The 23855-nt window shown below is 65.0% G+C and carries 24 protein-coding genes; 14 read left to right on the top strand and 10 right to left on the bottom strand.

Annotated elements, in window-relative coordinates; translation table 11 throughout:
* Positions 1 to 4: 4 nt before the first annotated feature.
* The 4 genes from OIK44_RS19510 to OIK44_RS19525 all read right to left on the bottom strand — a co-directional run bounded on the left by OIK44_RS19510 (position 5) and on the right by OIK44_RS19525 (position 5389).
* Positions 5 to 3145 carry a peptidoglycan-binding protein gene (locus tag OIK44_RS19510; RefSeq protein WP_273673149.1) on the bottom strand — a complete coding sequence of 1047 codons (3141 nt, stop codon included), beginning with the start codon at positions 3143 to 3145 and terminating at the stop codon, positions 5 to 7.
* Between the two features lie 54 nt (positions 3146 to 3199).
* Positions 3200 to 4030 (bottom strand): hypothetical protein, encoded by an 831-nt coding sequence (locus OIK44_RS19515; protein ID WP_273673151.1) that lies wholly within the window; start codon positions 4028 to 4030, stop codon positions 3200 to 3202.
* Between the two features lie 117 nt (positions 4031 to 4147).
* A complete protein-coding gene (trmL, locus tag OIK44_RS19520) occupies positions 4148 to 4618 on the bottom strand; it encodes a tRNA (uridine(34)/cytosine(34)/5-carboxymethylaminomethyluridine(34)-2'-O)-methyltransferase TrmL (protein ID WP_273673152.1) in 471 nt (156 codons plus the stop codon).
* Positions 4619 to 4648: 30 nt separating this feature from the next.
* Positions 4649 to 5389, bottom strand: a complete 741-nt coding sequence (locus tag OIK44_RS19525) for a ComF family protein (protein WP_273673300.1) — start codon at positions 5387 to 5389, stop codon at positions 4649 to 4651.
* Between the two features lie 58 nt (positions 5390 to 5447).
* On the opposite strand from OIK44_RS19525, the gene OIK44_RS19530 reads away from it, so the two are divergent.
* From OIK44_RS19530 to OIK44_RS19560, 7 genes are all read left to right on the top strand, one after another.
* Positions 5448 to 6359: a methyltransferase domain-containing protein gene (locus OIK44_RS19530; RefSeq protein WP_273673153.1), complete on the top strand. Its 912-nt coding sequence runs from the start codon at positions 5448 to 5450 to the stop codon at positions 6357 to 6359.
* A 464-nt stretch (positions 6360 to 6823) separates the two neighbouring features.
* The gene (gene coxB, locus OIK44_RS19535) at positions 6824 to 8005 is read left to right on the top strand and encodes a cytochrome c oxidase subunit II (protein WP_420213871.1); all 1182 of its coding nucleotides are present in this window, start codon (positions 6824 to 6826) and stop codon (positions 8003 to 8005) included.
* Between the two features lie 13 nt (positions 8006 to 8018).
* Positions 8019 to 9614 (top strand): cytochrome c oxidase subunit I, encoded by a 1596-nt coding sequence (ctaD, locus tag OIK44_RS19540; RefSeq protein ID WP_273673157.1) that lies wholly within the window; start codon positions 8019 to 8021, stop codon positions 9612 to 9614.
* Positions 9615 to 9673: 59 nt separating this feature from the next.
* On the top strand, positions 9674 to 9781 hold the full coding sequence (locus tag OIK44_RS19545; protein WP_273673159.1) for a cytochrome oxidase small assembly protein: 108 nt from the start codon (positions 9674 to 9676) through the stop codon (positions 9779 to 9781).
* Position 9782: 1 nt separating this feature from the next.
* Positions 9783 to 10337: a cytochrome c oxidase assembly protein gene (locus OIK44_RS19550; RefSeq protein ID WP_273673162.1), complete on the top strand. Its 555-nt coding sequence runs from the start codon at positions 9783 to 9785 to the stop codon at positions 10335 to 10337.
* Positions 10338 to 10351: 14 nt separating this feature from the next.
* A complete protein-coding gene (locus OIK44_RS19555) occupies positions 10352 to 10564 on the top strand; it encodes a DUF2970 domain-containing protein (protein ID WP_273673164.1) in 213 nt (70 codons plus the stop codon).
* 43 nt (positions 10565 to 10607) lie between these two features.
* Positions 10608 to 11468 (top strand): cytochrome c oxidase subunit 3, encoded by an 861-nt coding sequence (locus OIK44_RS19560; protein WP_273673166.1) that lies wholly within the window; start codon positions 10608 to 10610, stop codon positions 11466 to 11468.
* Between the two features lie 102 nt (positions 11469 to 11570).
* On the opposite strand, the gene OIK44_RS19565 is transcribed toward OIK44_RS19560, so the two are convergent.
* On the bottom strand, positions 11571 to 11771 hold the full coding sequence (locus tag OIK44_RS19565) for a twin transmembrane helix small protein (protein ID WP_273673168.1): 201 nt from the start codon (positions 11769 to 11771) through the stop codon (positions 11571 to 11573).
* Positions 11772 to 11810: 39 nt separating this feature from the next.
* Here OIK44_RS19565 and OIK44_RS19570 point away from each other — a divergent pair, with 39 nt between their 5' ends.
* The 6 genes from OIK44_RS19570 to OIK44_RS19595 all read left to right on the top strand — a co-directional run bounded on the left by OIK44_RS19570 (position 11811) and on the right by OIK44_RS19595 (position 16879).
* On the top strand, positions 11811 to 12530 hold the full coding sequence (locus tag OIK44_RS19570) for an SURF1 family protein (RefSeq protein WP_273673171.1): 720 nt from the start codon (positions 11811 to 11813) through the stop codon (positions 12528 to 12530).
* Between the two features lie 61 nt (positions 12531 to 12591).
* A complete protein-coding gene (locus OIK44_RS19575; protein ID WP_273673301.1) occupies positions 12592 to 13137 on the top strand; it encodes an SCO family protein in 546 nt (181 codons plus the stop codon).
* A gap of 3 nt (positions 13138 to 13140) precedes the next feature.
* Positions 13141 to 14304: a COX15/CtaA family protein gene (locus tag OIK44_RS19580; RefSeq protein WP_273673173.1), complete on the top strand. Its 1164-nt coding sequence runs from the start codon at positions 13141 to 13143 to the stop codon at positions 14302 to 14304.
* Complete coding sequence (gene cyoE, locus OIK44_RS19585; RefSeq protein ID WP_273673175.1) at positions 14301 to 15194, top strand: heme o synthase; 894 nt, start codon at positions 14301 to 14303, stop codon at positions 15192 to 15194. The genes OIK44_RS19580 and cyoE overlap by 4 nt, the downstream gene beginning before the upstream one ends.
* A gap of 5 nt (positions 15195 to 15199) precedes the next feature.
* A complete protein-coding gene (locus OIK44_RS19590; RefSeq protein WP_273673177.1) occupies positions 15200 to 15784 on the top strand; it encodes an SCO family protein in 585 nt (194 codons plus the stop codon).
* Between the two features lie 48 nt (positions 15785 to 15832).
* Positions 15833 to 16879 carry an AI-2E family transporter gene (locus OIK44_RS19595; RefSeq protein ID WP_273673178.1) on the top strand — a complete coding sequence of 349 codons (1047 nt, stop codon included), beginning with the start codon at positions 15833 to 15835 and terminating at the stop codon, positions 16877 to 16879.
* Between the two features lie 16 nt (positions 16880 to 16895).
* Here the strand turns inward: OIK44_RS19595 and OIK44_RS19600 are convergent, their stop codons facing one another.
* From OIK44_RS19600 to nhaR, 5 genes are all read right to left on the bottom strand, one after another.
* Positions 16896 to 17729: a substrate-binding periplasmic protein gene (locus OIK44_RS19600; RefSeq protein WP_273673180.1), complete on the bottom strand. Its 834-nt coding sequence runs from the start codon at positions 17727 to 17729 to the stop codon at positions 16896 to 16898.
* Positions 17730 to 17803: 74 nt separating this feature from the next.
* Positions 17804 to 19144, bottom strand: coding sequence for a hemolysin family protein (locus OIK44_RS19605; RefSeq protein ID WP_273673182.1), 1341 nt, complete (start codon positions 19142 to 19144; stop codon positions 17804 to 17806).
* 99 nt (positions 19145 to 19243) lie between these two features.
* Positions 19244 to 20026: a substrate-binding periplasmic protein gene (locus OIK44_RS19610; protein ID WP_273673183.1), complete on the bottom strand. Its 783-nt coding sequence runs from the start codon at positions 20024 to 20026 to the stop codon at positions 19244 to 19246.
* A 130-nt stretch (positions 20027 to 20156) separates the two neighbouring features.
* Entirely contained in the window at positions 20157 to 21506 is a 1350-nt protein-coding gene (locus OIK44_RS19615) for an MFS transporter (RefSeq protein WP_273673184.1), read from the bottom strand.
* 178 nt (positions 21507 to 21684) lie between these two features.
* A complete protein-coding gene (nhaR, locus tag OIK44_RS19620; RefSeq protein ID WP_273673186.1) occupies positions 21685 to 22602 on the bottom strand; it encodes a transcriptional activator NhaR in 918 nt (305 codons plus the stop codon).
* A 102-nt stretch (positions 22603 to 22704) separates the two neighbouring features.
* Between nhaR and OIK44_RS19625 the strand changes: the two genes are divergently transcribed.
* Positions 22705 to 23751, top strand: coding sequence for a DUF475 domain-containing protein (locus tag OIK44_RS19625; protein WP_273673188.1), 1047 nt, complete (start codon positions 22705 to 22707; stop codon positions 23749 to 23751).
* Positions 23752 to 23855 lie beyond the last annotated feature (104 nt).

Genomic DNA, 23855 nt, shown 5'->3' on the forward strand with positions numbered 1-23855 from the left:
CGCGTCAGGATTGGCGCCGCTCCTGGCGGCGTCGCCGGCCCTCGTCGTGGCTGGTAACAGACGCCACGGCGCCGGCCAGCGGGGTGTCGGGCGGCGGCCCCCACAGCTTCTCCAATTCCTTGCATAGCCCTGCGATATCGTGGCTTTCCCCACCGGCACCCGCGCCGGCGCGGGCGGCGGCGTCCTTCAGCGCCAGCGTGCCGATGTGGTAACCCAGCGAGCGGTAGCTTTCAAACTGGGTTTCGTCAAACCACTGGTCGGCCGTGGTCTGGTGCGGAAAATCGCGGTGGGTTTTGCGATAGTTCAAGACATCGGCGAATTCCTTGCCGATCAGCGAAGGTTTGATGTACAGCAGCGTGCCGTTGGGGCCCCCCTTGTCGACTTTCCCGTACAAAATTGTCCCCGTCACGCAGTGCGAGGTGCTGAAGTCGCTGCCTTTGAGCAAGTCGATCTTGCCGACGTTGATATTGATCTCGATGTGCAGGTCGGTGCCGCATTTGCGGATCGCGTTGCCCAGGTCTTCGAAATCGAGTACGCCGTCGGCGCTGGCGTCGACCGCGACGATCAGCCGGCAGCGCCGCCGCACCAGCTCGTAAATGCCGAGGTTCTCAAAATGTCCGCCGTCGGACAGGTAGATATAGTCGGCGTCGGCGTCGGTGTAGCCGAACAGTTCGCTGAGCAGGCTGCGCAAGCCGAATTTGGGCGACGTGGTTTGCCAGTTCGCTTTGCGCGGATTGGCAAACCAGCGGCCCAGCCGGACATTGAACATGGTCATCAGAAATGCCAGCGGCGGCGACGAGTGGTAACCCATATTGGGGCTGGTGGCGGCGCCCGACGTGGCCATCGCCATGCCCAGCTTGATGCCGCTCTCGCAGCCGCCGATCTGGTGGCGCCGGCGATACGCGGCGGTGCCGCGAAAGCAGCCGCGCGCCGCTTCCTGTTGCAGTTGCAGCATGCCGGGCGCGGCCATGCTGGGCATTTCGAAGCCGCAGAAGGCCGGCGTGAACGTGAAGCCGGCCGCCTTGCGGGTTTGCCAGGCCAGTTCCTTGCCGTTCACCAGGTTCAAGGCCGTATTGATGATGTGGTAGGGGCGCTGCAACTGGCCGGCGGCCGTCTTCAGCATGTCGTTCAGGTTCAAATCGTCGTTTTCGTCGAAGCCGCTGAACGGGTGGGCGTGACGCTGCTCGTTGCTGGCGCCGAGATAGGCGCGCACCAGGCGGTTGCGGTACATCGTGTACAGGGAAAATTTGTTGATGTCGACGCGGCGCGACAGTATGACGCCGCTCGCCGCCAGGATCAGGAGCGGCCACATGAGGTCGGGGGCCCGGCTTTGCGCCGTATTGTGCAGCGATAGGGCGAGGTAGGACAGCGGCGTGTCGCCGGCCCGCGCATGCGGCTGGAGCTGCGCCGGCACGGCCAGCATCTGCACCAGCGCCGCGATCAGCAGCAGGGTGCCCACGGCGAAGACGTAGGGGGCGACGCAGGCAAGCAGTTCCAGATAGCGATTGGGACTGCGCTTGTCGGTGGCGGAGCTGCGGCCCAGCACGACGCCGGCCAGCGTGGCGCCCACCCAGCCGCCGGCGAGGAGCCGGGTGCCCCATTCATCCAGATGGTTGCCGGCGTAGTCCACCAGCGCCGGCCCGTACAGGCTTACCGCCATCAGGCCCAGCCAGGCCAGCGTGCAGATGCTGGTCCAGGCGCCTTGCCGGCTCCACCACTCGCGGCTCTTTTCCTTGTACATCCTGCCCACCAGGCCGACCGAGAGGATCATCGAGATGCCGAATATGCTCAGCATGAAAGGCATGCCGAAGACCAGCACGTGGATGAAGTCGGTGGGGGGGCGCGCCGCGGCCTGCCCGGTCCAGCCGCCGATATCGCTGAGCACCTTGAACAGCAATAGCGTGCCGGTGCCGAGGGCGACGAGGGCGCAGAGCAGGTGGCCGACGCCTTCGTTGCGGACATGGCGCCAGTCGAGCGCCGCGTCCCCGGTATTGCCGAGCCGCCGGTTGTACCACTGTGCCGTGTACCAGCCCGCGGCCCAGCAGATGAAAAACCCCAGGCCGGGCAGCAGCAGCCACGGAATGACCGCGGCGCCGGCATCGGGAGGCAGGGCGCGCTGCCGCCACAGCGCGCCGATGTGGGTACGGTAATGCCACAAGGCAATGCTGCCGGCGAGCCCGGCCAGCATCAGCGGGGCGACGATGAAGATCATCACGCTGCTCTGTGTTTGGCCGTAAATGCGCCCCGGCCGGGCCGGGTCGGGAATCGTGGAAATGCTGAGTGCGATGAAGAACACCGCACAGGCGAAGGCGAGGGCGGCGACGATGGCGCACCATAGCGGATAGGTGGCCGGGAAGCTGCTGTCGAGGTAGGCATGCAGGCGCACCAGCAGGTGCGGCAGCATCAGGACCGCGCCCAGCATGGCGACGAGGATGGCCATGTTCAAGGCCGTGTTGCGGATGTACGTGGCCAGCACGGACCAGGTGTCGACGCTGAAGAAGCCGGTTTGCGGCGTCAGGTAGTTGCTGTACTGGCGTAAAAAGCGGATTTCCTTCGCTTCCGCCTTCTGGTGCGCGCCGGGCGCCAGTTGTTCTTCCATCGCCCCGATGTCGCCGCCGAGGCGGTGCAGCCATTTTGTAAAATGGGCGGCAATATAGCCGCCGCCGGAAACCGAGGACAGGTAGTCGAAGGCGTGCAGCAGGCGGCTTTCGGCCAGCGCCTGCAGGATGCCCAGGTTGAAGGTGGCACTGCGGATGCCGCCGCCGGAAAAGGCCAGCCCCGCCAGCTTGGCCTCGTGCGCGGCGCGCATGACCTGATCTTCATCGGCCGGCCGCACGCCGTCCGGCACGCGCTCCCCGCGCAAGGCGTCGAGTTCGAATTGCAGGGTTTCCGCGTACACGCTGCCGGCTTCGCGGTCCAGCAGATGCCAGGTGGCGTCGTCGCAGATGCCGGTCGGCGTCAACTGCTGGCTGGCCTGGAAGGCACGGATGGCCCTGGCCGTGTCTTTGTTGTAGTGCTCGCTGACGGGGCCGCACAAAAACGCCTGCACGTCCTGGCCCAGATCGACGTTTCCGCTGGCCAGTTTGCGGTGGATGTCCTTGATTTCATTGCCGCGATCGCCCAATTTGAACAAAATCTCGCCCATGCTCATCTCCCTGGAGTGAATGCCGCCCCGCGACGCGCAAGGCGCCGGCCTGTTTTACCGTGGCTGCTGCTGCGGCGCCGTCGACCATTTCGGCGGACGCACCCAGTCTGGGAACGATGCCTGGAACAGCGGGAAAAATTTCATCGCCAGCTTGTTGAAGCCGCCTCGGCTCGGGTGCAACTCATTAGACCAGTCGACGGGCGTGAGCGTATTGCGCGTGTCGATGAAATGGTAGTGCGACTGCGCCGGGTCGGCCCCCTGCAGGGCCAGGTGCAAGCGCGCCAGTTCGTCGATGATGTAGCGGCCGGCGGCGACGTGCAGCGCCACCGGCATGCCGATTTGCTGCAGCGACGGCAGTATCCACGGGGAAAACCAGAGCAAGCCTTTGCCGCTGATCTGCGGATAGTCGTAGCAATGCGCGACGATGGGAACTTGGGGGCAGAAAATGTTGCGCAGGTGCAGGATGTTCTGGTAGCCGTTGGCGATGCCGTCGAACAGCTTCTTCGTCTCGGCCGGCTTGAACCAACTGCGGGCGTCGTTGTCGTCGCCTCGTTGCAGCAGGGGGAACAGGTCGTCCGCGCCGGCGAAATCGTTGCCGCCGCCGCTGATGACGAGCATGTCGACGCTTTTGCCCTCCCATTGCAGGAAGGTGGTCAGCGCCATCATCTGGCTTTTCCCCGGCCGGGCGATCTCCAAGCCGATCTCGCCGAGTACGGCGATGTCGAGCGCCTGGTATTTGCCGAAGTCGAGAAAGCGGTTGGCCAGATTGCCGATGCCCGGAATCGGGTATTGCAGCCATGAGTCGCCGAAACACGCGACGATGGGCGAGTTCGGGTCCGGGCGCTCATAGTCATGCCATGCCGCCAAATTAAAAGTAATTCCCATGATTCAGCCCTCCGGATCGTGCCGGCGGACTCGGCGGGATGCCGGGGCGACGGCGTCCGGCCAGAATAGCATGGCGTTTTGATATTGCCTGGGGCTAGCGTGCGCCCGCCACCGGGCTCAGGCGCCGCCGGCGTAGCCGTTCTGGCGCCAGGCCTCGAAGACGACGACGGCGACCGTGTTCGACAGGTTCAGGCTGCGGTTGTCCGGGCGCATCGGCAGGCGGATGCGCTGGGCCGGCGGGAACGAGGCGCGCAGCGCCGGGTCCAGGCCCTTCGTTTCCGAGCCGAACACGAAGACGTCGCCGGGCTGGAAGCTGGCCTGGCCGAACGGCGCGGAGCCGTGCGTCGTCATGGCGAACATGCGCGCCGGGTCCGGCCGCACGGCGGCGAGGAAGGCGTCCCAGTTGGCGTGCACCCGCATCGTCGCGTAGTCGTGGTAGTCGAGGCCGGCGCGCTTCATCTTGGCGTCGTCGAGGGGAAAGCCGAGCGGCTCGATCAGGTGCAACTGGGCGCCCGTGTTGGCGCACAAGCGGATGACGTTGCCCGTGTTGGGCGGGATTTCGGGTTCTACCAGTACGACGTGGAACAAGAGTGTTCTCCTTATATATAAATATGTTGCCTAGCGCGGCGGCGTGCGCGCGAAGACCAGATTGCTCACGCGCGCCGCGCCGTGGCGCTTGAATGTGGCGGCCAGTTCGCCCAGCGTCTGGCCGCTGGTGACGACGTCGTCGACGACGCCGACGTGGCGCCCGCGCAGCAGCGCCGCCGCGTCCGCCGTCAGCGCGAACGCCCCTTCGAGGTTGCGGCCGCGCTCGTGCGGCGCGACCCGCGTTTGCGCGCGCGTCTCGCGGACCCTGGCCGCCAGCGCCGGGTGCAGGGCGACGCCGAGTGCGCGCGCCAGCGGCCGGGCGATTTCCAGCGCCTGGTTGAAGCCGCGCTCGGCCAGCCGGCGCGGCCCCAGCGGCACCGGGCACAGCAGGGCGGGCAGCGCGAAGTCGGGCCGCTCCAGCACGGCGTCGCGCAGCAGGCGCGCCAGCAGCGGCGCCAGGCCCAGGCGCGCGCCGAATTTCAATTGCAGCAGCAACTGGTCGACGGGCGCCGCGTAGTCGGCCGCCACCAGCGTCGCGTCGAAGGCCGGCGGCGCGCGCAGACAGCGGCCGCACAGGCCGGCGGCGCCGTCCGGCAGGCGGTTCGCGCATTGTGGGCAGCGCGGCGTGCGCCGCCCCAGATACTGGTCGCGGCAGGGCGCGCACAGCATGGCGGCGCCGCGCGCGCCGCACAGCGCGCACGCGGCCGGCAGCAGCGCGCCCAGCAGGGCCGGTCCCAGGGCGCGCCAGCGCGCCGGCGCTCGCTCCCGCATCGCCAGTCCCTCTTCGATGTACACTGCCGGCATTATCTCACCTTCATCGAATGCCATTATGACCCCGCCTAAATTGAGTGCGCCTATCGACCCGGTGCATGTGCGTGACTTCTTTTCGCGGCCGGCGCGCGTGCAGCCGTCCGATTTCCTGCGCCGCGAGATCGCCGCGCGCATGCACGAGCGCCTGCAACTGGTAAAAATCGCGCCGCGCCGCGTGCTCGACGCCGGCTGCGGGCCGGGCCTGGACCTGGCGCTGCTGCAAAAAGACTTTCCGGCGGCGCAAATCGTCGGCCTCGACGCGGCGCCGGCGATGATCAAGGCGGCCCAGGCGCCGGCCTCGACGCTGGCCGCGCTGAACCAGTTCCTCAGCAAGCTGCTGCCGGCCAAGGCCGGCATCGACCTGCTGTGCGGCGATTTTTCCGAACTGCCGCTGGGGCCGGGCACGCTCGACCTGGTCTGGTCCAACCTGGCGCTGCACTGGCACCCGCAGCCGGACCGCGTCTTCGCCGAATGGCACCGGACGCTGCGCACGGACGGTTTGCTGATGTTTTCCTGTTTCGGCCCGGACACGTTCAAGGAGTTGAAGGCGGCCTTCGCCGAGGCCGACCTGGCGCCGCACGCGCTGCCCTTCGTCGACATGCACGATTTCGGCGACATGCTGGTCAACACCGGCTTCGCCACGCCGGTGCTGGACATGGAAACCGTCACCGTCACCTATGCGACGGCGCAGGCGCTGCTGGCCGACGTGCGGGCCTGGGGCGGCAATCCGCTGACGACGCGGCGCCGCGGCCTGATGGGCAAAGCGGCCTGGGGCCGCATGCTGGCGGCGCTGGAGAAAATGCGCCGCCCCGACGGCAAGCTGGGCCTGAGTTTCGAGGTGCTGTACGGCCACGCCTTCCGTCCGGCGCCGCGTCTGACGCAGGCCGGCGAGGCCATCATCCGCTTCGATTTGCCGCGCAAGCCCAAATAAGGGTGTAGGCTTGGCGGCAAGGAAGTCGTATCCGTGGCAAAGGGCGTGAAAGGGCGCACTTACCGCCCTGGAAAGTGGATTTTCCCTTGATGAACTGTCGAATTCTTGATTATAATCGTTGACTAATTTTGTCGACACTGATTGCAGCCCGGAAATATTGGGGGAAACAGGGTCGCCAAAGGGCAAGATTTAAGTCAACGGGCATCGGTGAGTGGGTTTGCCGGTGCCGATGCCAAGGTTCCAGCTGGACTTTTTGTGCGAGTGTAATGCTGTCGCGCGGGGCCGGCATGGGACCTGTAGGTGTTTGGCGCGGGCGGCAACACGGCCGTGGCGCGGGTCAAGGAGGAGCGGCGGCGGTTCAGTCAGCGTTATAAGCTGACGAATCCCGGCGCCGTTTAAAAAAATATTTTTATTTTTGGGTGGTTGGGGAAAACATGAAACATGCAAAGCGACTTCAATCGTTGATGCTCGGGCTGTCGTTGACAGTGGCCGGCGTCCCGGCGTGGGCGGCCGATACCGCCGCGGCGGCGGGCAAGTATGCAGGCACTGGCGGCCCGGTGCCGTTTGAAATGAATCTGCAACCTCCGGCGACGCAAATCGCCCACGAAGTCTACGATCTGCACACCTGGATGATGATCATCTGCATGGTGATCTTCGTCGCCGTGTTCGGCGTGATGTTTTATTCGATCTTCAAGCACCGCAAGTCGCTGGGCCACAAGCCGGCCAGCTTCCACGAAAGCACCACCGTGGAAATCGCCTGGACCGTCGTGCCTTTCCTGATCGTCATCGGCATGGCCCTGCCGGCCACCCGCACCGTCGTCGGCATGAAGGACACCTCGAACGCCGACATCACGATCAAGGCCACCGGCATGCAGTGGAAATGGGGCTACGACTACCTGAAGGGCGAGGGCGAGGGCATTGCCTTCCTGTCGAACCTGTCGACGCCGCGCTCGCAAGTGGGCGGCCCCGGCGTGGCGCCGAGCGAAAAGCGCGGCGACAACTACCTGATCGAAGTCGACAACGAGGTTGTCGTTCCGGTCAACAAGAAAATCCGCATAGTATTGACCGCCAACGACGTCATCCACGCCTGGTCGATTCCCGCCTTCGCCGTCAAGCAAGACGCCATTCCCGGCTTCGTGCGCGACACCTGGTTCAAGGCCGACCACATCGGCACCTACCGCGGCAATTGCGCCGAGCTGTGCGGCAAAGAACACGCCTTCATGCCCATCGTCGTCAAAGTGGTTTCCGCGGAAGACTATAAAGTCTGGGTGGCCGGCGAGAAGAAAAAAATGGCCGCCCTGGCCGACGATCCAAGCAAGACCTGGACTATTGACGAATTGAAAACCAAGGGCGAAAAGGTCTACACTACCAACTGTATCGTCTGCCATCAGGCAAACGGCAAGGGCTTGCCGGGCGCGTTTGCCGCCCTGGACGGCTCGAAAGTGGTGAATGGTCCTAAGGCGGAGCAAATCAAGGTGCTGTTGCACGGCCAGAAGACTGGCGCCTTCCCTTCGGAAATGCCAGCATGGAAGCAGTTGTCGGATACGGACATTGCCGCGGTCATCACTTACACCCGCAATAACTGGTCGAACAAGGCCGAAGAAAACATCGTTCAACCAGCCGAAGTTCTGGCTGCACGCAAGTAATTAGGAGCTTCATATGAGCACAAGCACAGTGGATCACGCGCACGACCACGGCCACGATCACGCACACGATCACCCGCACGGTTGGCAACGCTGGTTGTTCGCAACCAACCATAAAGATATCGGTACCTTGTACCTGTGGTTCTCCTTCGTCATGTTGATGTCGGGCGGCGTACTGGCGCTGATGATACGCAGCGAGCTGTTCCAGCCCGGCCTGCAGTTCTTCCAGCCTGAGTTCTTCAACCAGCTGACCACCATGCACGGCCTGGTGATGGTGTTCGGCGCGATCATGCCGGCCTTCGTCGGCTACGCCAACTGGATGATCCCGCTGCAAGTGGGCGCCTCCGACATGGCCTTCGCGCGCATGAACAACTTCTCGTTCTGGCTGCTGCCGCCGGCGGCGATCCTGCTGGCCGCCTCCTTCCTGGTGCCCGGCGGCGCCACCGCCGCCGGCTGGACGCTGTACGCGCCGCTGTCGACGCAAATGGGACCCGGCATGGACATGGCGATTTTCGCCATGCACCTGATGGGCGCCTCGTCGATCATGGGTTCGATCAACATCATCGTCACCATCCTGAACATGCGCTGCCCTGGCATGACCCTGATGAAGATGCCGATGTTCTGCTGGACCTGGCTGATCACCGCCTACCTGCTGATCGCCGTGATGCCAGTGCTGGCCGGCGCGATCACGATGACCCTGACCGACCGCCACTTCGGCACCTCGTTCTTCAACGCCGCCGGCGGCGGCGATCCGGTCATGTACCAGCACATCTTCTGGTTCTTCGGCCATCCCGAGGTCTACATCATGATCTTGCCCGCTTTCGGCATCGTCTCGCAGATCCTGCCGGCCTTCGCCCGCAAGCCGCTGTTCGGCTACGCCTCGATGGTCTACGCCACCGCCTCGATCGCCATCCTGTCGTTCATCGTCTGGGCCCACCACATGTTCACCACCGGCATGCCGGTGACGAGCCAGCTGTTCTTCATGTACGCGACGATGCTGATCGCCGTGCCGACCGGCGTCAAGGTGTTCAACTGGATCGCCACGATGTGGCGCGGTTCGATGACCTTCGAAACCCCGATGCTGTTCACCGTCGGCTTCATCTTCGTGTTCACCATGGGCGGCTTCACCGGCCTGATCCTGGCCGTGACGCCGATCGACATCCAGCTGCAGGACACCTACTACGTGGTGGCCCACTTCCACTACGTGCTGGTGGCCGGCTCGCTGTTCGCCCTGTTCGCCGGCTTCTACTACTGGAGCCCGAAGTGGACCGGCCATATGTACAGCGAATTCCGCGGCAAGGTGCACTTCTGGCTGTCGCTGGTCACGTTCAACGTCACCTTCTTCCCGATGCACTTCCTGGGCCTGGCCGGCATGCCGCGCCGCTACGCCGACTACCCGGCGCAGTTCACCGACTTCAACATGCTGGCCTCGATCGGCGCGATGGGCTTCGGTCTGACCCAGGTGTACTTCCTGTTCTTCGTCGTGATCCCGACCATCCGCGGCGGCAAAAAAGCCGAGGCGAAACCTTGGGACGGCGCCGAGGGCCTGGAATGGACTGTGCCTAGCCCAGCCCCGTTCCACACGTTTGAAACACCGCCGACAGTAAAATAATGGCGTGGCCGGGCCGGCGTGTCAGCCGGCCCGCATCCGATGTAACCAGACTGCTTGCTATGTCAGAACAGAAAAAACCGAATAACCTGAAGACCGGCTTGATACTCGCCTCGATCGCCCTGGTGTTTTTCATCTCCGTGTTCGTCCGCCACACGCTGCTGGGCTGACGTGAGCGACGATACCCAGGAGGTCAAGGGCCTCAACCGGCAGATGCTGGGCAAGCTGCTCGTCATCGCCGTGCTGATGTTCGGCTTCGGCTACGCGCTGATCCCCGTCTACAAGCAGATCTGCGAAGTGATGGGGATCAACGTGCTGACGCAGAAGGACGGCACGGTGGAGTTCGACAAGAACACCCAGGTCGACAAGAGCCGCACGATCACCGTCGATTTCGACGGCAACGCGCAGGGCCCGTGGCGTTTCCGCCCCGTCGTCAACAGCATGCAGGTGCATCCGGGCGAACTGGCCACCGTGATGTACGAAGTGGTCAACACCCAGGCGCGCACGGTGAACGCGCAAGCGATCCCCAGCTACACGCCGCAAAGCGCGACGCCGCACTTCAAGAAGGTCGAGTGCTTCTGCTTCAAGCAGCAGACGCTGAAACCGAACGAGGCGCGGCAGATGCCGGTGGTGTTCTTCATCGACCCGGCGCTGCCGAAGGACGTGAAAAACATCACCCTGTCGTATACGTTTTTTGAAATCGCCGGCCTCAGCCAGGCGGAATAGACAAGGATGACAGCATGAGCGAATTGAAAAGCGAACCGAAACAAGCCTCGTTTTTGTATTCCCTGAAGGCCGTCGTGTGGTCGTTCACCGGCCTGCGCCGCAAGAGCGACTTCGACAGCGACAACGTGAAGATCAACCCGGTCCACGTCGTCCTGGCCGGCCTGCTGGCCGTGGCCTGCCTGATCGGCCTGCTGCTCAGCATCGTCAAGTTTGTCGCCTTAAAGTAAATATTAGCAATTCACCGAATACAGATTGATTGAGGAGATGAAGATGAGTTCAACACACGCCGCCGCACCGTATTACTTCGTGCCTGGCCCATCCAAGTGGCCCATGCTGGGCGGCCTGACCCTGCTCTTGACGATGATCGGCGCCTCGGCCTGGGTCAACGACATCGCCTGGGGCCCCTACCTGAATTTTGTCGGCCTGTTCGGCATCATCGCCGTCCTGTACTTCTGGTTCGGCGACGCCATCGGCGAATCGGAAAAAGGCTTGTACAGCCAGCGCATCGACCACTCCTACCGCTGGAGCATGAGCTGGTTCATCTTCTCCGAGGTGATGTTCTTCGGCGCCTTCTTCGGCGCCCTGTTCTACGCCCGCAGCATCTCGATGCCGTGGTTGGGCGACCTGGACCACAAGTTCATCTGGCCCGACTTCGCCGCGCACTGGGGCAACACCGGCCCGGCCGGCACCGTGCAGGAATTCAAGACCATGGGGCCTTTCCCCATTCCGACCATCAACACGGCGCTGCTGTTGCTGTCCGGCGTGACGCTGACGATCTCGCACCACGCGCTGCGCGAAGGCCAGCGCGCCAAGACGGCGCTGTTCCTCGCCGCCACCGTGCTGCTGGGCGCCATCTTCATGGGCTTCCAGGTCTACGAATACATGCACGCTTATAGCGAGCTGAACCTGAAACTGACGTCGGGCATCTACGGTTCCACCTTCTTCATGCTGACCGGCTTCCACGGCTTCCACGTGACGCTGGGTGCGATCATGCTGTCGGTGATCCTGTACCGCGTCATGAAGGGCCACTTCACGCCCGAGCAGCATTTCGGCTTCGAGGGCGCGGCCTGGTACTGGCACTTCGTCGACGTCGTCTGGCTCGGCCTGTACGTCGTCGTATATTGGTTATAATCCGCGGCGGGTAACCGCCACGCGAAAAAGCCGCACGCGGGAAACCCTGCGTGCGGCTTTTTTCGTGGCGGGCTGATTTGTTGTTAAGTCAACAGCATCGACTCAGCGGATGCCGGTCGGGGTGATGTAGCCGAGTTTGTAGCCGAGCAGGATCAGCAGGAACAGCGTGATCGAGAAGCCCACCCGCAGCGCCAGCGCGTGCACGGTGCGGTTGCTTTTGCCCTTGTCGCGCATCAGGTAGAAGAGCGCCGATCCCAGGCTGCCGAGGATCAGGATGAAGGCGATGGCGACGACGATTTTCATGGCGGTTGACCGTATTGTTTTGAGTGAGGCTACATTGTAATGCGTATCCGTTTCCGCTTTAGGCCGATAGCGCTGCTCGCCACCGTGCTGCTGGTGGCGCTGGGCGTGTCGCTGGGCCAGTGGCAGGACCGGCGCGCCGCGCAGAAGGTGGCGCAGGAGGCCAGGCTGGCCGCCGGCAACGCGGCCGCGCCGCTGCCGCTGGGGCCGCAGCCGGTCGTGCCGGCCGACGTCGAGTTCCGCCGCGTCGCCGTGACCGGCCAGTTCGTGCCGGGCTGGGCGCTGTACCTGGACAACCGGCCCTACCAGGGCCGCGCCGGCTTTTATCTGTTGATGCCTTTCCGCATCGCCGGCTCGGACATGCATGTGCTGGTCGAGCGCGGCTGGCTGCCGCGCGACGGCGCCGACCGCATGCGCCTGCCGGCCTACGCGACGCCGGCGGGCAGCGTGACGATACAGGGCGTGGCCCGGCTCAACACGGGCCATGTGATGCAATTGGGCAGCGCGCCGCCGCTGCGCCCGGACGCCATCGTGCAAAACGCCGACATCGCCGAACTGGCCGCGGCCAGCGGCTTGCGGCTGCAACCGGTCGTGCTGCAGCAAAGCGGCGCCGCCGCGCCCGGCGAGGCGCTGGTGCGCGACTGGCCGGCGCCCGCGCTGGGCGTGGATAAACACCGCGGCTACGCGTTCCAGTGGTACGCCCTGGCACTGATGGCCATTTTATTTTTTGTCTTTACAGGATTTCGACGTGGAACCAACTAAACAGCCGACAGCGCAGCAGCAGGACCAGCAACAGCAACGCGCCGGGCGCCTGAAGCTCCTGATGGTGGTGGCCGTGTGCGCCTTTCCCATCATCGCCTCCTACTTCACGTATTACATCATCAAGCCTTCCGGGCGCAGCAACTACGGCGCGCTGCTCGACCCGCGCGCCTACCCGATTCCGGCGCTGGGCGTGACTACGCTGGAAGGCAAGCCGGGCGGCCTGGAGGCGTTCAAGGGCAAGTGGGTGATGCTGCAGAGCGGCCCCTCCGACTGCCGCGAGGCGTGCAAGAAGCAGTTGTTCGCGATGCGCCAGTTGCGCTTGATGCAGGGCAAGGAAATGGAGCGCCTGGAGCGCGTCTGGCTGATCACCGACGCCGAGCCGCTCGACACGGCGCTGATGCGCGAGTTCGACGGCACCCACATGCTGCGCGTACCGGCGGCGGCGCTGCGCTCCTGGCTGCCGGTGGAGGCGGGCGGCAACGCCGCCGAGCACATGTATCTGATCGACCCGCTGGGCCACTTGATGATGCGCTTCCCCAAGGACGCCGACCCGTCCAAGGTGAAGAAGGACATCGGCAAGCTGCTTAAAGCGTCGGCGATAGGTTAAGCGATGCATCTGACCCTGGCCCAACTGGCCATCACCGGCCTGCTGATCGCACTGGTGCCGCTGACGATGGTGTGGATCTCGGCGGACGCGAACAAATACCGCAAACTGGTGTGGGTGGCGGTGTTCCTGACCTTCGACCTGATCATGTTCGGCGCCTTCACGCGCCTGACCGACTCCGGCCTCGGCTGCCCCGACTGGCCCGGCTGCTACGGCCTGGCCAACCCCTTCCTGGCGCACGCCGAGATCAGCGCCGCCGAGGCCCTGATGCCGAGCGGCCCGGTGACGCTGTTCAAGGCCTGGATCGAGATGACGCACCGCTACCTGGCGATGGCGATCGGCGTGCTGGGCATGGCGATGATGGCGCAGGCCAGGCGCCAGTGGCGCCAGCACCGGCGCGACGAATTCGCGCCGGCGCTGCCGACGGCCCTGTTCCTGTTCCTCTGCGTGCAGGGCGGTTTCGGCGCCTTGACCGTGACGCTCAAGCTGCAGCCGGCGATCGTCACGCTGCACCTGCTGTTCGGCATGGGCCTGCTGGCGATGCTGGTCTGGCTGGGCGCGCGCCAGGACGCGGCGCTGGCGCCGCCGCCGCCGCCGCGCACCGGCCCGCTGCCGGTGATGCGCCGCATCCGCCTGCTGGCCCTGGGCTCGGCGCTGCTGCTGCTGGTGCAGATCGCGCTGGGCGGCTGGGTCAGCACCAACTACGCGACGCTCGCCTGCACCGACTTCCCGCTGTGCGACGGCCAGCTGCTGCCGCCCATGGACTTCGAGCACGGCTTCACGCTGTGGCGCGAGCTGGGCAAGACGGCGGCCGGCCACTACCTGCCGTTCTCGGCGCTGACGGCGATCCACTGGGTGCACCGCAGCTTCGCCCTGGTGGTGGTCGCCGTCCTCGGCTACACGGCTTACCGCGCCTGGGGCCACGCGGCGCTGCGGCGCAGCGCGCGCGCCATCGCCGTCGTGCTGCTGCTGCAGGCGTGCACGGGGCTGGCGACGATTTACTTCAACTGGCCGCTGGCCATCGCCGTGCTGCACAACGGCGGCGCCGCCCTGCTGGTGCTGTTCCTGACCATGTTAAACTACCAAGCCAAGCAGCAATTCGAGATTGCCCGACTCGCCGCGTCCGGCGCGGCATCCACGCAATTTTCGCCTGTGAAACACCACCAATGACGACCCAGACCACACCCCGCAAATCGAGCAACCGCATCGCCCAGTACTGGGCGCTGACCAAACCACGCGTGACCCAACTGGCCGTGTTCTGCGCCGTGATCGGCATGTTCCTCGCTTCCGACGAGATGCCCGAGTGGCGCGTCGTCATCGCCGCCACCCTCGGCATCTGGCTGCTGGCCGGCGCGGCCTTCGCCGTGAACTGCCTGGCCGAGCGCGAAATCGACGCGCGCATGGCGCGCACGGCGCGCCGCCCGATGGCCATGGGCGACATCAGCGTCAAGCAAACCATGGTGTTCTCGGCCGTCATCGGCGGCGCCGGCATGTGGATTTTGTACACGATGGTGAATCCGCTGACGATGTGGCTGACCTTCGTCACCTTCGTCGGCTACGCCGTCATCTACACCATGCTGCTGAAGCCGGCGACGCCGCAAAACATCGTCATCGGCGGCCTGTCCGGCGCCATGCCGCCGGCGCTGGGCTGGGCCGCCGTCGCCAACGACGTGCCGATGCAAGCCTGGCTGCTGGTGCTGATCATTTTCGTCTGGACCCCGCCGCACTTCTGGGCGCTGGCGATGTACCGCCGCGACGACTACGCGAAATCCGGCCTGCCGATGCTGCCGGTCACCCACGGCCTGCCGTTCACCCAGTTCCACGTCTTGCTGTACTCGATCGCGCTGGCCGCCACCACCTTGCTGCCGTTCGCCGTGCACATGAGCGGGATGATCTACCTGGTGTCGGCGGTGCTGCTGAACGGCGTGTTCCTGCACCACGCCTGGAAGATTTACCGCCATTACACGGACCTGATCGCGCGCAAGGCCTTCACCTGGTCGATCATCTACCTGTCGCTGCTGTTCGCGGCGCTGCTGGTCGACCATTACTTTAAATTTTAAACGCCATGAAAAAACTCCTCTCCCTGCTGGTATTGAGCGTCGTGCTGGCCGCCTGCGGCCAGCAGTCGGCCCCCAAGCTGGAATTTAAGAACACCGACCTGAGCGGCCTCGATTACGCCCAGGACTTCGCGCTGACCGACCACACGGGCAAGCCGCGCACGCTGGCCGACTTCAAGGGCAAGGTGGTGGTGATGTTCTTCGGCTACACCCAGTGCCCGGACGTGTGCCCGACGACGATGGTCGAGATGGCCGGCGTGATGAAGGAGCTGGGGCCGCTGGCCGAGCAGGTGCAGGTGGCGTTCGTGACGGTCGACCCGGAGCGCGACACCCAGGCCCTGCTGGCCGAATACGTGCCGGCCTTCGACAAGCGCTTCATCGGCCTGTACGGCGACGCCGCCGCCACCGCCAAGGTCAGCAAGGACTTCAAGGTGTTCTTCGCCAAGGTGCCGGGCAAGAGCGCCGGCAGCTACACGGTCGACCACACGGCCGGCAGCTATGTGTTCGACCGCAACGGCAAGATCCGCCTGTTCCTGCGCCACGGCCAGGGCGCCGCGCCCATCGTCCACGATCTGAAACAACTGCTGTCCTGACCTTTGGCGCGCGGCGCGCGCCCGACCCCGGTGGAAGGCTTGCAAGGCATGGAAAAACGTTTCGAAATGCTGGCGCGCATGGCCGCCATCGTATTTTTGCTGGTCGGCTGTTTCTTCGTCCTCAAGCCCTTCCTGGCGGCGATGCTGTTCGCCGCCTGCGTCAGCATCTCCAGCTGGCCGCTCTACCTGATGCTGCTGGCGCGCCTGAAGGGGCGGCGCAATCTGGCCGCCGCCATCATGACGCTGTCGCTGGTGTTGCTGATCGTCGTGCCGCTGACGCTGGTGACCTATAACCTGGCCGACAACGTCGCGCGCATCTACGACCAGATCAAGCTGGCCCTCGACGCCGGCGCGCTGGCGGCGCCGGCCTGGCTCAAGGAGCTGCCCGTGGTCGGCGAGACGCTGGACGGCTATGTGCGGCGCCTCATCGGCAGCAAGGCGGAAATGCTGGAGCTGCTGAAGAACCTGCTGGAGCCGGCGCGCCGCTTCCTGTTGGCCGGCGGCTTGCTGCTCGGCAGCGGCGTGGCGCAGACCAGCCTGGCCGTGTTCGTCAGCTTCTTCCTGTACCGCGACGGCCAGGCCCTGCTGGCGGCGCTGTTGGCCGGCATGCAGCGCATCCTCGGCGACAACGCGGCGCAACTGGCGCTGACGGTCAGCCGCACCGTGCGCGGCGTCATGTACGGCCTGCTCGGCACGGCGCTGGCGCAGGCGCTGGTGGCCGTGCTCGGTTTCCTGATCGCCGGCGTGCCGGCCGTCGCGCTGCTCGGCATCGGCACCTTCCTGTTTTCGCTGATCCCCGTCGGCCCGCCCCTGATCTGGGGCGGCGCCGCCGTCTGGCTGTTCAACCAGGGCGACACGGGCTGGGGCGTCTTCATGCTGGTCTGGGGTTTCTTCCTCATCAGCGGCGTCGACAACATCGTCAAACCCATGTTGATCAGCCGCGGCAGCAGCCTGCCTTTCCTGCTCGTGCTGCTGGGCGTGCTGGGCGGCGTGCTGGCCTTCGGTTTCGTCGGCTTGTTCATCGGCCCGACCCTGCTGGCGGTGCTGTACGGGCTGCTGCGCAACTGGACCGGCACGCCGCCGGAGACGCCGTGAACGGCCGGCGCGTAGCCTAGTTGCGCTGTTCGCCCTCCGGTTCGCCCGGGTAGGCCAGCATGCCGGCGGCGATGTCGGCGCTGACGTGGCGCTCGAAGATGGCTTTCAGCGTGCCGTCGGCGCGCATTTCCCGCATCGTCCGCTCGAACAGTTGCACCGTCGCCGCCGGCACGGTCTGGCGCGACAGCACCAGCGCGCCGACGACGACGTCCCTGGGCGCCCAGTCCATCGGCCGGAAATCATCGTTCAGCTCGCCGTTCTTGAACAGCGGCATCCAACTCGTGGGCAGGCTCAGCACGGCCTGCACGCGGCCTATCTTCAGCAGGTGGACCAGGGCCGTGTAGTCGGCCGTGTCGTAGACGCGGCCCTGGGCGCGCAGCTTGTCGAGCCAGGCGTCATAGGTGGGGCCGTGCTTGAAGCTTTTGACGACGGCGATCTTGTAGGACGGCTCAGCGAGGAACTCGTCCAGGCTGCGCACCTTGACGGCGAGGCTCTTGGGGAGCAAGACGTAGTTGCGGGTCGCCATATACGGCACGAAGCGGGCGAATTTCTTGCGTTCGGTGGTGGGAATGGCCGACACCGACATGTCCAGGGTGCCTGTCTGTATCATCGCCCAGATGCGCACGCGCGAGTCGGTCAGGTAGCGGAAGCGGCAGCCGCTGCGCCGCCCCAGTTCGGTGACGAGGTCCTTGTCGATGCCGCTCCAGGCGCCGCCGCTGCGGTAGTACAGGGCGCCGTGGTCGTAGAAGGCGACGCTGATGGCGGCGCAGCCGGCCGGGCCGGGCTGGCGCGCGGCCGCTTCGGCGCCGGCGCCGAGCAGCAAGCAGCACAGGATGAGGCGGGTCAGCACGGCCGTTTCCCCCAGAGGTTGTTCTCACTCTAGCAGATACGGCGGCGCGGACCAAGCGGTTTAGCCGGCCGTCCTCAGTCCTGTTCGTCCGGCCCCATGTGGCGCTCCAGCTTCGGTATCACCTTGATGAGGACAATGCGCGGACCGTTCATTTTCTTTACAACAATATCGAAGTCGGCGAAGGTGATGCGCTGCCCCTGCTTCGGGATGTCGCCCAGCTTGACCATGATCAGGCCGCCGACGGATTCCACGTCCTCCAGCCCCAGCTCCTCGTTCTCGATGTCGATGCCGAGGATGCGTTCGAGCGAGAAGATCGGCAGGCTGGCCTTGCCGACCAGCGTGCCGTCGCTCTGGCGCAGCCAGTCGTTCTCGTTGGGGCGGAATTCGTCGCGGATTTCGCCGACCATGGCGCCGAGCAGGTTGTCGAGCGTGATGAAGCCGAGCGGGCGCTTGCCCTTTTCGCCGATCAGCGCGAAGTGCGGCGCGCCGTCGCGGAAGCGGCGGAACAGCTCCAGCGCCGGGGTGCGCGCGGAAATCACGTCGACGGGGCGCAGGAAGGGCCGCAGCGAGGTGATCGGTTTGCCGGCCTGCTGGGCGAAAAACAAGTCCTTCAGGTGGATCACGCCGAGCACGTCGTCGCCGTTCTCGTCGAAATACGGGTAGCGGCTGAAGCGGTTGCGCAGCACCGTCTGCAGGTTCTCGTCGAGCGATTTGGTGGCGTGCAGGGCGATCACCTCGTTAATCGGGCGCATCAGGTCGGACACCGTCAACTGCTCGAATTCCAGCGACTGGGCGAGGATGTTGCGCTCGTCGCGGGTGAACTTCTCGCCCGGCTGGCTGGTGCGCAGGATCAGCTTCAACTCCTCGGTCGAGTAGTGCGCATCGTGGCCGCCGCCGCCGGACAGGCCGACCAGGCGCAGCACGGCGTTGGCGCTGGCGTTCAGCAGCCAGATGGCCGGATACATGGTCCAGTAGAAGCCGTACAGCGGAACCGAGCTCCACAGGCCGATCACTTCCGGGTTGCGGATGGCCAGCGACTTCGGCGCCAGTTCGCCGACGACGATGTGCAGGAAGGAGATGACGAGGAAGGCGAAGGCGAACGAGACGCCGTGGATCAGTTGCGGCGAGCTCACGCCGAGGGCCGCGAAGAGCGGTTCGAGCAGGCCGGCGAAGGCCGGTTCGCCGACCCAGCCCAGGCCCAGCGAGGCCAGGGTGATGCCGAGCTGGCAGGCCGACAGGTAGGAATCGAGTTCGCCGTGGACCTTGGCCAGGGTGCGTCCGCGCAGGCCCTGGGTCTTGGCGATGGCGCGGATGCGGGTGCGCCGCAGGGTGACGATGCCGAATTCGGCCGCCACGAAAAAACCGTTGAGCGCGACCAGGAACAGGGCGAGCAGGACTAGCAAGACGTTATGCATATGTGCCGTAAGGCTGTTAAAACAAGCATCATAAACGACGTTGGCGCGGCGGCGCGGATTTTCAGCCGCGCCGCCGCGCCGCGGCAAGGCCGGCGCCGCCTATTTGCCGGCGGCGCCCGGCTCGGCGGGCGCGTTCGGCCGCAGGCCCGGCGGCGTTTCGCCGGGCAGCCATTTGGCGTAGATGGCGGCGAAGCGGCCGTCGCGTTTCATCTCGTCCAGGCTGGCCTGCCATTGCTGCACCAGCGCGTCGGCGCTCTGGCGCGAGAAGGCGATGTAGTACTGCGACTCCATGAAGGTGTACACGGGCTCGGCGTCGCCGGCCTTGGCGCCGACATTCTGCAGCAGCGCGGCTATGGTCAGGTTGTCGCCGACCATCAGGCCGCGCCGGCCCGCCATCAGCATGCGCACCATGATGTCGGGGCGCGACACGGCTTGCAGATTGACGAAGCCGAGGTGGTTCAGCACCTGGTGGGAATAGTATTCGCGGGGCACCAGGATGACGCCGGCCGCCTTCGCCTCGGCCAGGTTGGCCAGGTGCACGCCGTCGCCGCGCCTGGCGTAGAAGCTGGTTTTCACGGTGGCGATCGGGCCTACCCATTTGAATTGCGCTTCGCGCTCGGCGGTGCGCATGGTCGCGAACAGCGCGATATTCGGCTCCTGCTGCAGCATGGCGTAGGCGCGCGCCCAAGGCAGCACCTGCACCGCCTGATGGCTTTTCAGGCGCCGCTGGATGTCGTCGACGAGGTCGACGCCGAGGCCGGCCGCCTTGCCTTGCTCGCTGAAGGAGATCGGCGGGTTTTCCTCGGTGAGGATGCGCAGCTCCGTCGCGCGCGCGGCCGGGGCGGCGCCCAGCAGGGCGAGCGCGCCCAGGCAGATCGACATGAGCCGTCTCCGTGTCCGCGCCGCCATCGCCGCCCCCGTCATCCTGAATGCCGATGCGAAAATTATACCCTCAATATTTCCGGGGGAAAGCGGAAATTGCCGCGCGGTACAGCGCACGGCAAGCCCGGGTTTACGCGGCCGTGCCCAGCCTGGCGTCGCCGCCGGCCTTGCCGGCCGGCGGACGCCGCATGCCCCACACCATCAGGGTCGAGACGACGGCGGGAATCGCCACGACGAGGAAGATGGTGCTGTTGGGCCAGTTCAGGCGTATCAGTTCGCCGCCCAGCACCGGGCCGACGATGGAGCCGATGCGCCCCACGCCCAGGCTCCAGCCGATGCCGGTCGAGCGCAGCGTGGTCGGGTAGTAGCTGGCGGCCAGGGCGTTGACGGCGGGCTGGCCGCCGACCACGCAAAAGCCGGCGATGCAGATGGCCGTGAACAGGAAGGCCAGCGAGACGTCGGGGCGGCCGATCAGGGCGATCGCCACGGCCGCCACGGCGAAGCAGGGCAGCAGCACGCGGCGGAAGCTGGAGCGGTCGATCAACTGGCCCATGACGACGGTGCCGATGGTGCCGCCCACTTGCAGCGCGGTGCCGGCCAGCACCGCGTTGGCCGTGGACAGGCCGGCGTCCTTGGCGATGGTCGGCAGCCAGTTCGACAGGAAGTACAGGTTCAGCAGGTTCATGAAGTTGATGACCCACAGCAGCACCGTCATCTTGGCGCGGCCGTCCTTGAACAGTTGCAGCACCGGCGCGCCCTTGTGCTCTTTTTCATGGACGATGAACTGGCTGTCGCGGTCGATGACGGTGTCGGGGGCGATGCGCTTCAGCCAGCGCGCCACCTTGTCGAGGTTCTTCTTGCGCAGCACGAGGAATTGCATGGATTCCGGCAGCAGGAAGAACATCAGGATGCCGATCACCAGCGGCACGATGCCGCCGACGTAGAACACGGATTGCCAGCCGAACGTGGGGATCAAGGCCGCCGACAGCAGGCCGCCGAGCACGGCGCCGACGGTGAAGCCGCAGGAGACGAGCATCATCAGGGTGACCCTTTTGCGCAGCGGGCTGTACTCGCCGGCCAGCGCCATCGCGTTCGGCATCACGGCGCCCAGGCCCAGGCCGGTGATGAAGCGGATGATCTGCAATTGCTCGATGCTGGTGGCCAGCGGCGTCAGCAGCATGCAGACCGAGAAGAACAGCGTCGCGCCGATCAGCACGGGGCGGCGCCCGACCTTGTCGGCGGCGATGCTGAACAGCAGCGAGCCGACCAACATGCCCAGCAGGCCGGCGCCGAACACGGGGCCGAGGTTGGCTTTGCTGACGTGCCAGTCCTGGATGATGGCCGGGGCCACGTAACCCATCGCCTGCACGTCGAAACCGTCCATGATGACGCACAGGCCGCACAGGATCAGCATGCCGATCTGGAAGCCGCCGATGTTGTTGTTGTTGATGAGATCGGGAATGTCGATCGTTTTACTCATGTTGCTGACTCCTGGTTTTTATTGGTTTGCGCTGGTCGGTCGGGCGGCCGGCGCCCGCTTTCCAGTCGTTCATTAAAGTCCAGTTTTATCTATTATTCAAACGTTATTTTCGAATGGATTTATTAGTTTTTCTTGTGAATGGCGGCGCCGGCCGCTCTGCGCGCCGGCGCGCGGCGCCTCAATCGCGGCTGGCGACGGCGAACAGGCCCTTGTGCACGGTCGCCAGGATGGCCTCGACGGCCGGGTGCTTGATCTTGCGTTCGGCCGATATCGCGTAGAACTGCTCGCGCAGTTCCGGCACGTCGCCCACCAGCTCGGCATTGAACTGCTCCTTGATGTCCGATTCCAGCGCCGCCGGCGCGAAAAACAGGCCCAGGCCGTTGCGGCCGAAGGTGTTGAGCATGGCGTTGTCCTCGAATTCCCCGACCACGTCGGGACGCACGCCGTGCTGCACCAGCCATTCGTCGATGCGGCCGCGCAGCGCGTTGTTGCGCGTCGGCAGCAGCAGCGGCGCGCCGTTCAGGCTGCCCGGAAAGCCGTCGCGGTAGCGCTCGGCCAGCGCCGCCACGCCGAACAGCTTCATCGCGCTTTCCCCCAGCAGGTGGCTGAACACGCGCAGGCTGGCGCCGGCCCGCACCGAGCGGTCCGTCAGCACGACGTCGAGCTTGTGCATGGCCAGGTCGGCCAGCAGCGATTCGAATTCGTGCTCGTAGCAGGCCAGCTTCACCTGCACCGGCAGCGTGCGGGTCGCCTCCAGCAGGCGGTAGGCGATCAGCTTGGGCAGCGAGTCGGAAATGCCCACCGTCAGGCGCATCTTTTCGGCATCCGTTTCGATCAGCGCGTCCTGCAACTGCTCGCCGAGCAGGAAGATCTGGTCGGCGTAGCCGAGCGCCATGCGCCCCGCCTCGGTCGGCACCAGGCGCCGCCCCTGCGGCGCCAGCAGGGATTTCCCCACCGCCTGTTCCAGCAGGGCCAGCTGGCTGCTGATGGTCTGCACCGCCAGCCCCAGGCGCTCGGCCGCGCGCGTGACGCCGCCCTCCTTGGCGACGACCCAAAAGAAATATAGATGGCGAAAGTTTAGTCCGGTGGTTTTCATCTTCTGCTTTTACGAAGTAATTCTTCCATTATCTCCTATTTTTAAATGTTTGGATGTTGGTTACACTGGCCTTCATCGCATTACATATAAAAGGGGAATCGAATGAAACATTTCAGAGTGTCGTTTCTGGTCACGGCGCTATGCCTGGCCGGCGCCGGCTGGTGGGGCTACAGCCACAGCGGCATGTCCGGCCTGCTGTCGGCCGTCGGCATCGCCGTCATCCTCGGCGTCATGGAAGTGTCGCTGTCGTTTGACAACGCGGTGGTCAACGCCTCGGTCTTGAAGACCTGGGACAAGTTCTGGCAGTCCTTATTCCTTGGCGTCGGCATCATCATCGCCGTGTTCGGCATGCGTTTGCTGTTCCCGCTGGTGATCGTGGCGCAGGCCGCCGACCTGGGACTGGTGGAAGTGTGGAACCTGGCCTTGAACAATCCCGAAGCCTACTCGATGCACCTGACCAACCACCACGCGGAAGTGGCGGCCTTCGGCGGTATTTTCCTGCTGCTGGTTTTCCTGAACTTCCTGCTTGACGCCGAAAAAGAGATGCACTGGCTGGGCCACCTGGAAGAAAAGCTTGGCGCGCTGGGCAAGATTTCCTCGGTGTCCGTGATGGTCGCGCTGGGTACGCTGATGGCCAGCCTGACGATGGTGGACGAGGGCCAGAAGCTGGTCGTGCTGACGGCGGGTCTGTGGGGTGTACTGACGTATGTCGGCGTGGACGTGGTGAGCGGTTTGCTGGAAAAAGAAGAGAATGGCACGAATGTCGGCGATCTGGTCAAGCGCGGCGGTATCGGCGGCTTCCTGTACCTGGAGGTGCTGGACGCATCGTTCTCCTTCGACGGCGTGATCGGCGCGTTTGCGATCACCAAGGATGTCGTGATCATCATGCTGGGCCTGGCAATCGGCGCGATGTTCGTGCGCTCGATGACGGTGTTCCTGGTGCAGAAGGGTACACTCGACGAGTTCGTTTTCCTGGAGCACGGCGCCCACTATGCGATCGGTATCCTGGCCTTGATTATGTTGGCAAGCATGAAGTTCCACATTCCGGAACTGTTCACCGGCCTGATCGGCGTGGCCTTCATCCTGGCGTCGCTGTGGTCGTCGGTCCGTTACAAACGCAAGCAGGGCGCGCTGGAAGTGGCGGCCTGACAGAAATAAGGCGGCAAACGCTGAGCACCAGTTTGCCGCAGGCAGTACCAGGCGCCAGCGCCGGCTCCGCGGGGCGGAACGGTGGCTGCGCCAGGTGTTCGTGA

Origin of the sequence: Janthinobacterium fluminis (genome assembly GCF_028595325.1) — a bacterium.
GTDB classification, from domain to species: domain Bacteria; phylum Pseudomonadota; class Gammaproteobacteria; order Burkholderiales; family Burkholderiaceae_D; genus Janthinobacterium; species Janthinobacterium fluminis.

Bases quoted from the DNA above. Each gene is read 5' to 3' on its own strand.
- OIK44_RS19510 (WP_273673149.1), bottom strand. From the start codon at position 3,145: ATGGGCGAGATTTTGTTCAAATTGGGCGATCGCGGCAATGAAATCAAG.
- OIK44_RS19515 (WP_273673151.1), bottom strand. From the start codon at position 4,030: ATGGGAATTACTTTTAATTTGGCGGCATGGCATGACTATGAGCGCCCG.
- OIK44_RS19525 (WP_273673300.1), bottom strand. From the start codon at position 5,389: ATGCGGGAGCGAGCGCCGGCGCGCTGGCGCGCCCTGGGACCGGCCCTG.
- OIK44_RS19530 (WP_273673153.1), top strand. From the start codon at position 5,448: ATGACCCCGCCTAAATTGAGTGCGCCTATCGACCCGGTGCATGTGCGT.
- coxB (WP_420213871.1), top strand. From the start codon at position 6,824: ATGCTCGGGCTGTCGTTGACAGTGGCCGGCGTCCCGGCGTGGGCGGCC.
- ctaD (WP_273673157.1), top strand. From the start codon at position 8,019: ATGAGCACAAGCACAGTGGATCACGCGCACGACCACGGCCACGATCAC.
- OIK44_RS19545 (WP_273673159.1), top strand. From the start codon at position 9,674: ATGTCAGAACAGAAAAAACCGAATAACCTGAAGACCGGCTTGATACTC.
- OIK44_RS19555 (WP_273673164.1), top strand. From the start codon at position 10,352: ATGAGCGAATTGAAAAGCGAACCGAAACAAGCCTCGTTTTTGTATTCC.
- OIK44_RS19560 (WP_273673166.1), top strand. From the start codon at position 10,608: ATGAGTTCAACACACGCCGCCGCACCGTATTACTTCGTGCCTGGCCCA.
- OIK44_RS19565 (WP_273673168.1), bottom strand. From the start codon at position 11,771: ATGAAAATCGTCGTCGCCATCGCCTTCATCCTGATCCTCGGCAGCCTG.
- OIK44_RS19570 (WP_273673171.1), top strand. From the start codon at position 11,811: ATGCGTATCCGTTTCCGCTTTAGGCCGATAGCGCTGCTCGCCACCGTG.
- OIK44_RS19575 (WP_273673301.1), top strand. From the start codon at position 12,592: ATGGTGGTGGCCGTGTGCGCCTTTCCCATCATCGCCTCCTACTTCACG.
- OIK44_RS19580 (WP_273673173.1), top strand. From the start codon at position 13,141: ATGCATCTGACCCTGGCCCAACTGGCCATCACCGGCCTGCTGATCGCA.
- cyoE (WP_273673175.1), top strand. From the start codon at position 14,301: ATGACGACCCAGACCACACCCCGCAAATCGAGCAACCGCATCGCCCAG.
- OIK44_RS19590 (WP_273673177.1), top strand. From the start codon at position 15,200: ATGAAAAAACTCCTCTCCCTGCTGGTATTGAGCGTCGTGCTGGCCGCC.
- OIK44_RS19595 (WP_273673178.1), top strand. From the start codon at position 15,833: ATGGAAAAACGTTTCGAAATGCTGGCGCGCATGGCCGCCATCGTATTT.
- OIK44_RS19605 (WP_273673182.1), bottom strand. From the start codon at position 19,144: ATGCATAACGTCTTGCTAGTCCTGCTCGCCCTGTTCCTGGTCGCGCTC.
- OIK44_RS19610 (WP_273673183.1), bottom strand. From the start codon at position 20,026: ATGTCGATCTGCCTGGGCGCGCTCGCCCTGCTGGGCGCCGCCCCGGCC.
- OIK44_RS19615 (WP_273673184.1), bottom strand. From the start codon at position 21,506: ATGAGTAAAACGATCGACATTCCCGATCTCATCAACAACAACAACATC.
- nhaR (WP_273673186.1), bottom strand. From the start codon at position 22,602: ATGAAAACCACCGGACTAAACTTTCGCCATCTATATTTCTTTTGGGTC.
- OIK44_RS19625 (WP_273673188.1), top strand. From the start codon at position 22,705: ATGAAACATTTCAGAGTGTCGTTTCTGGTCACGGCGCTATGCCTGGCC.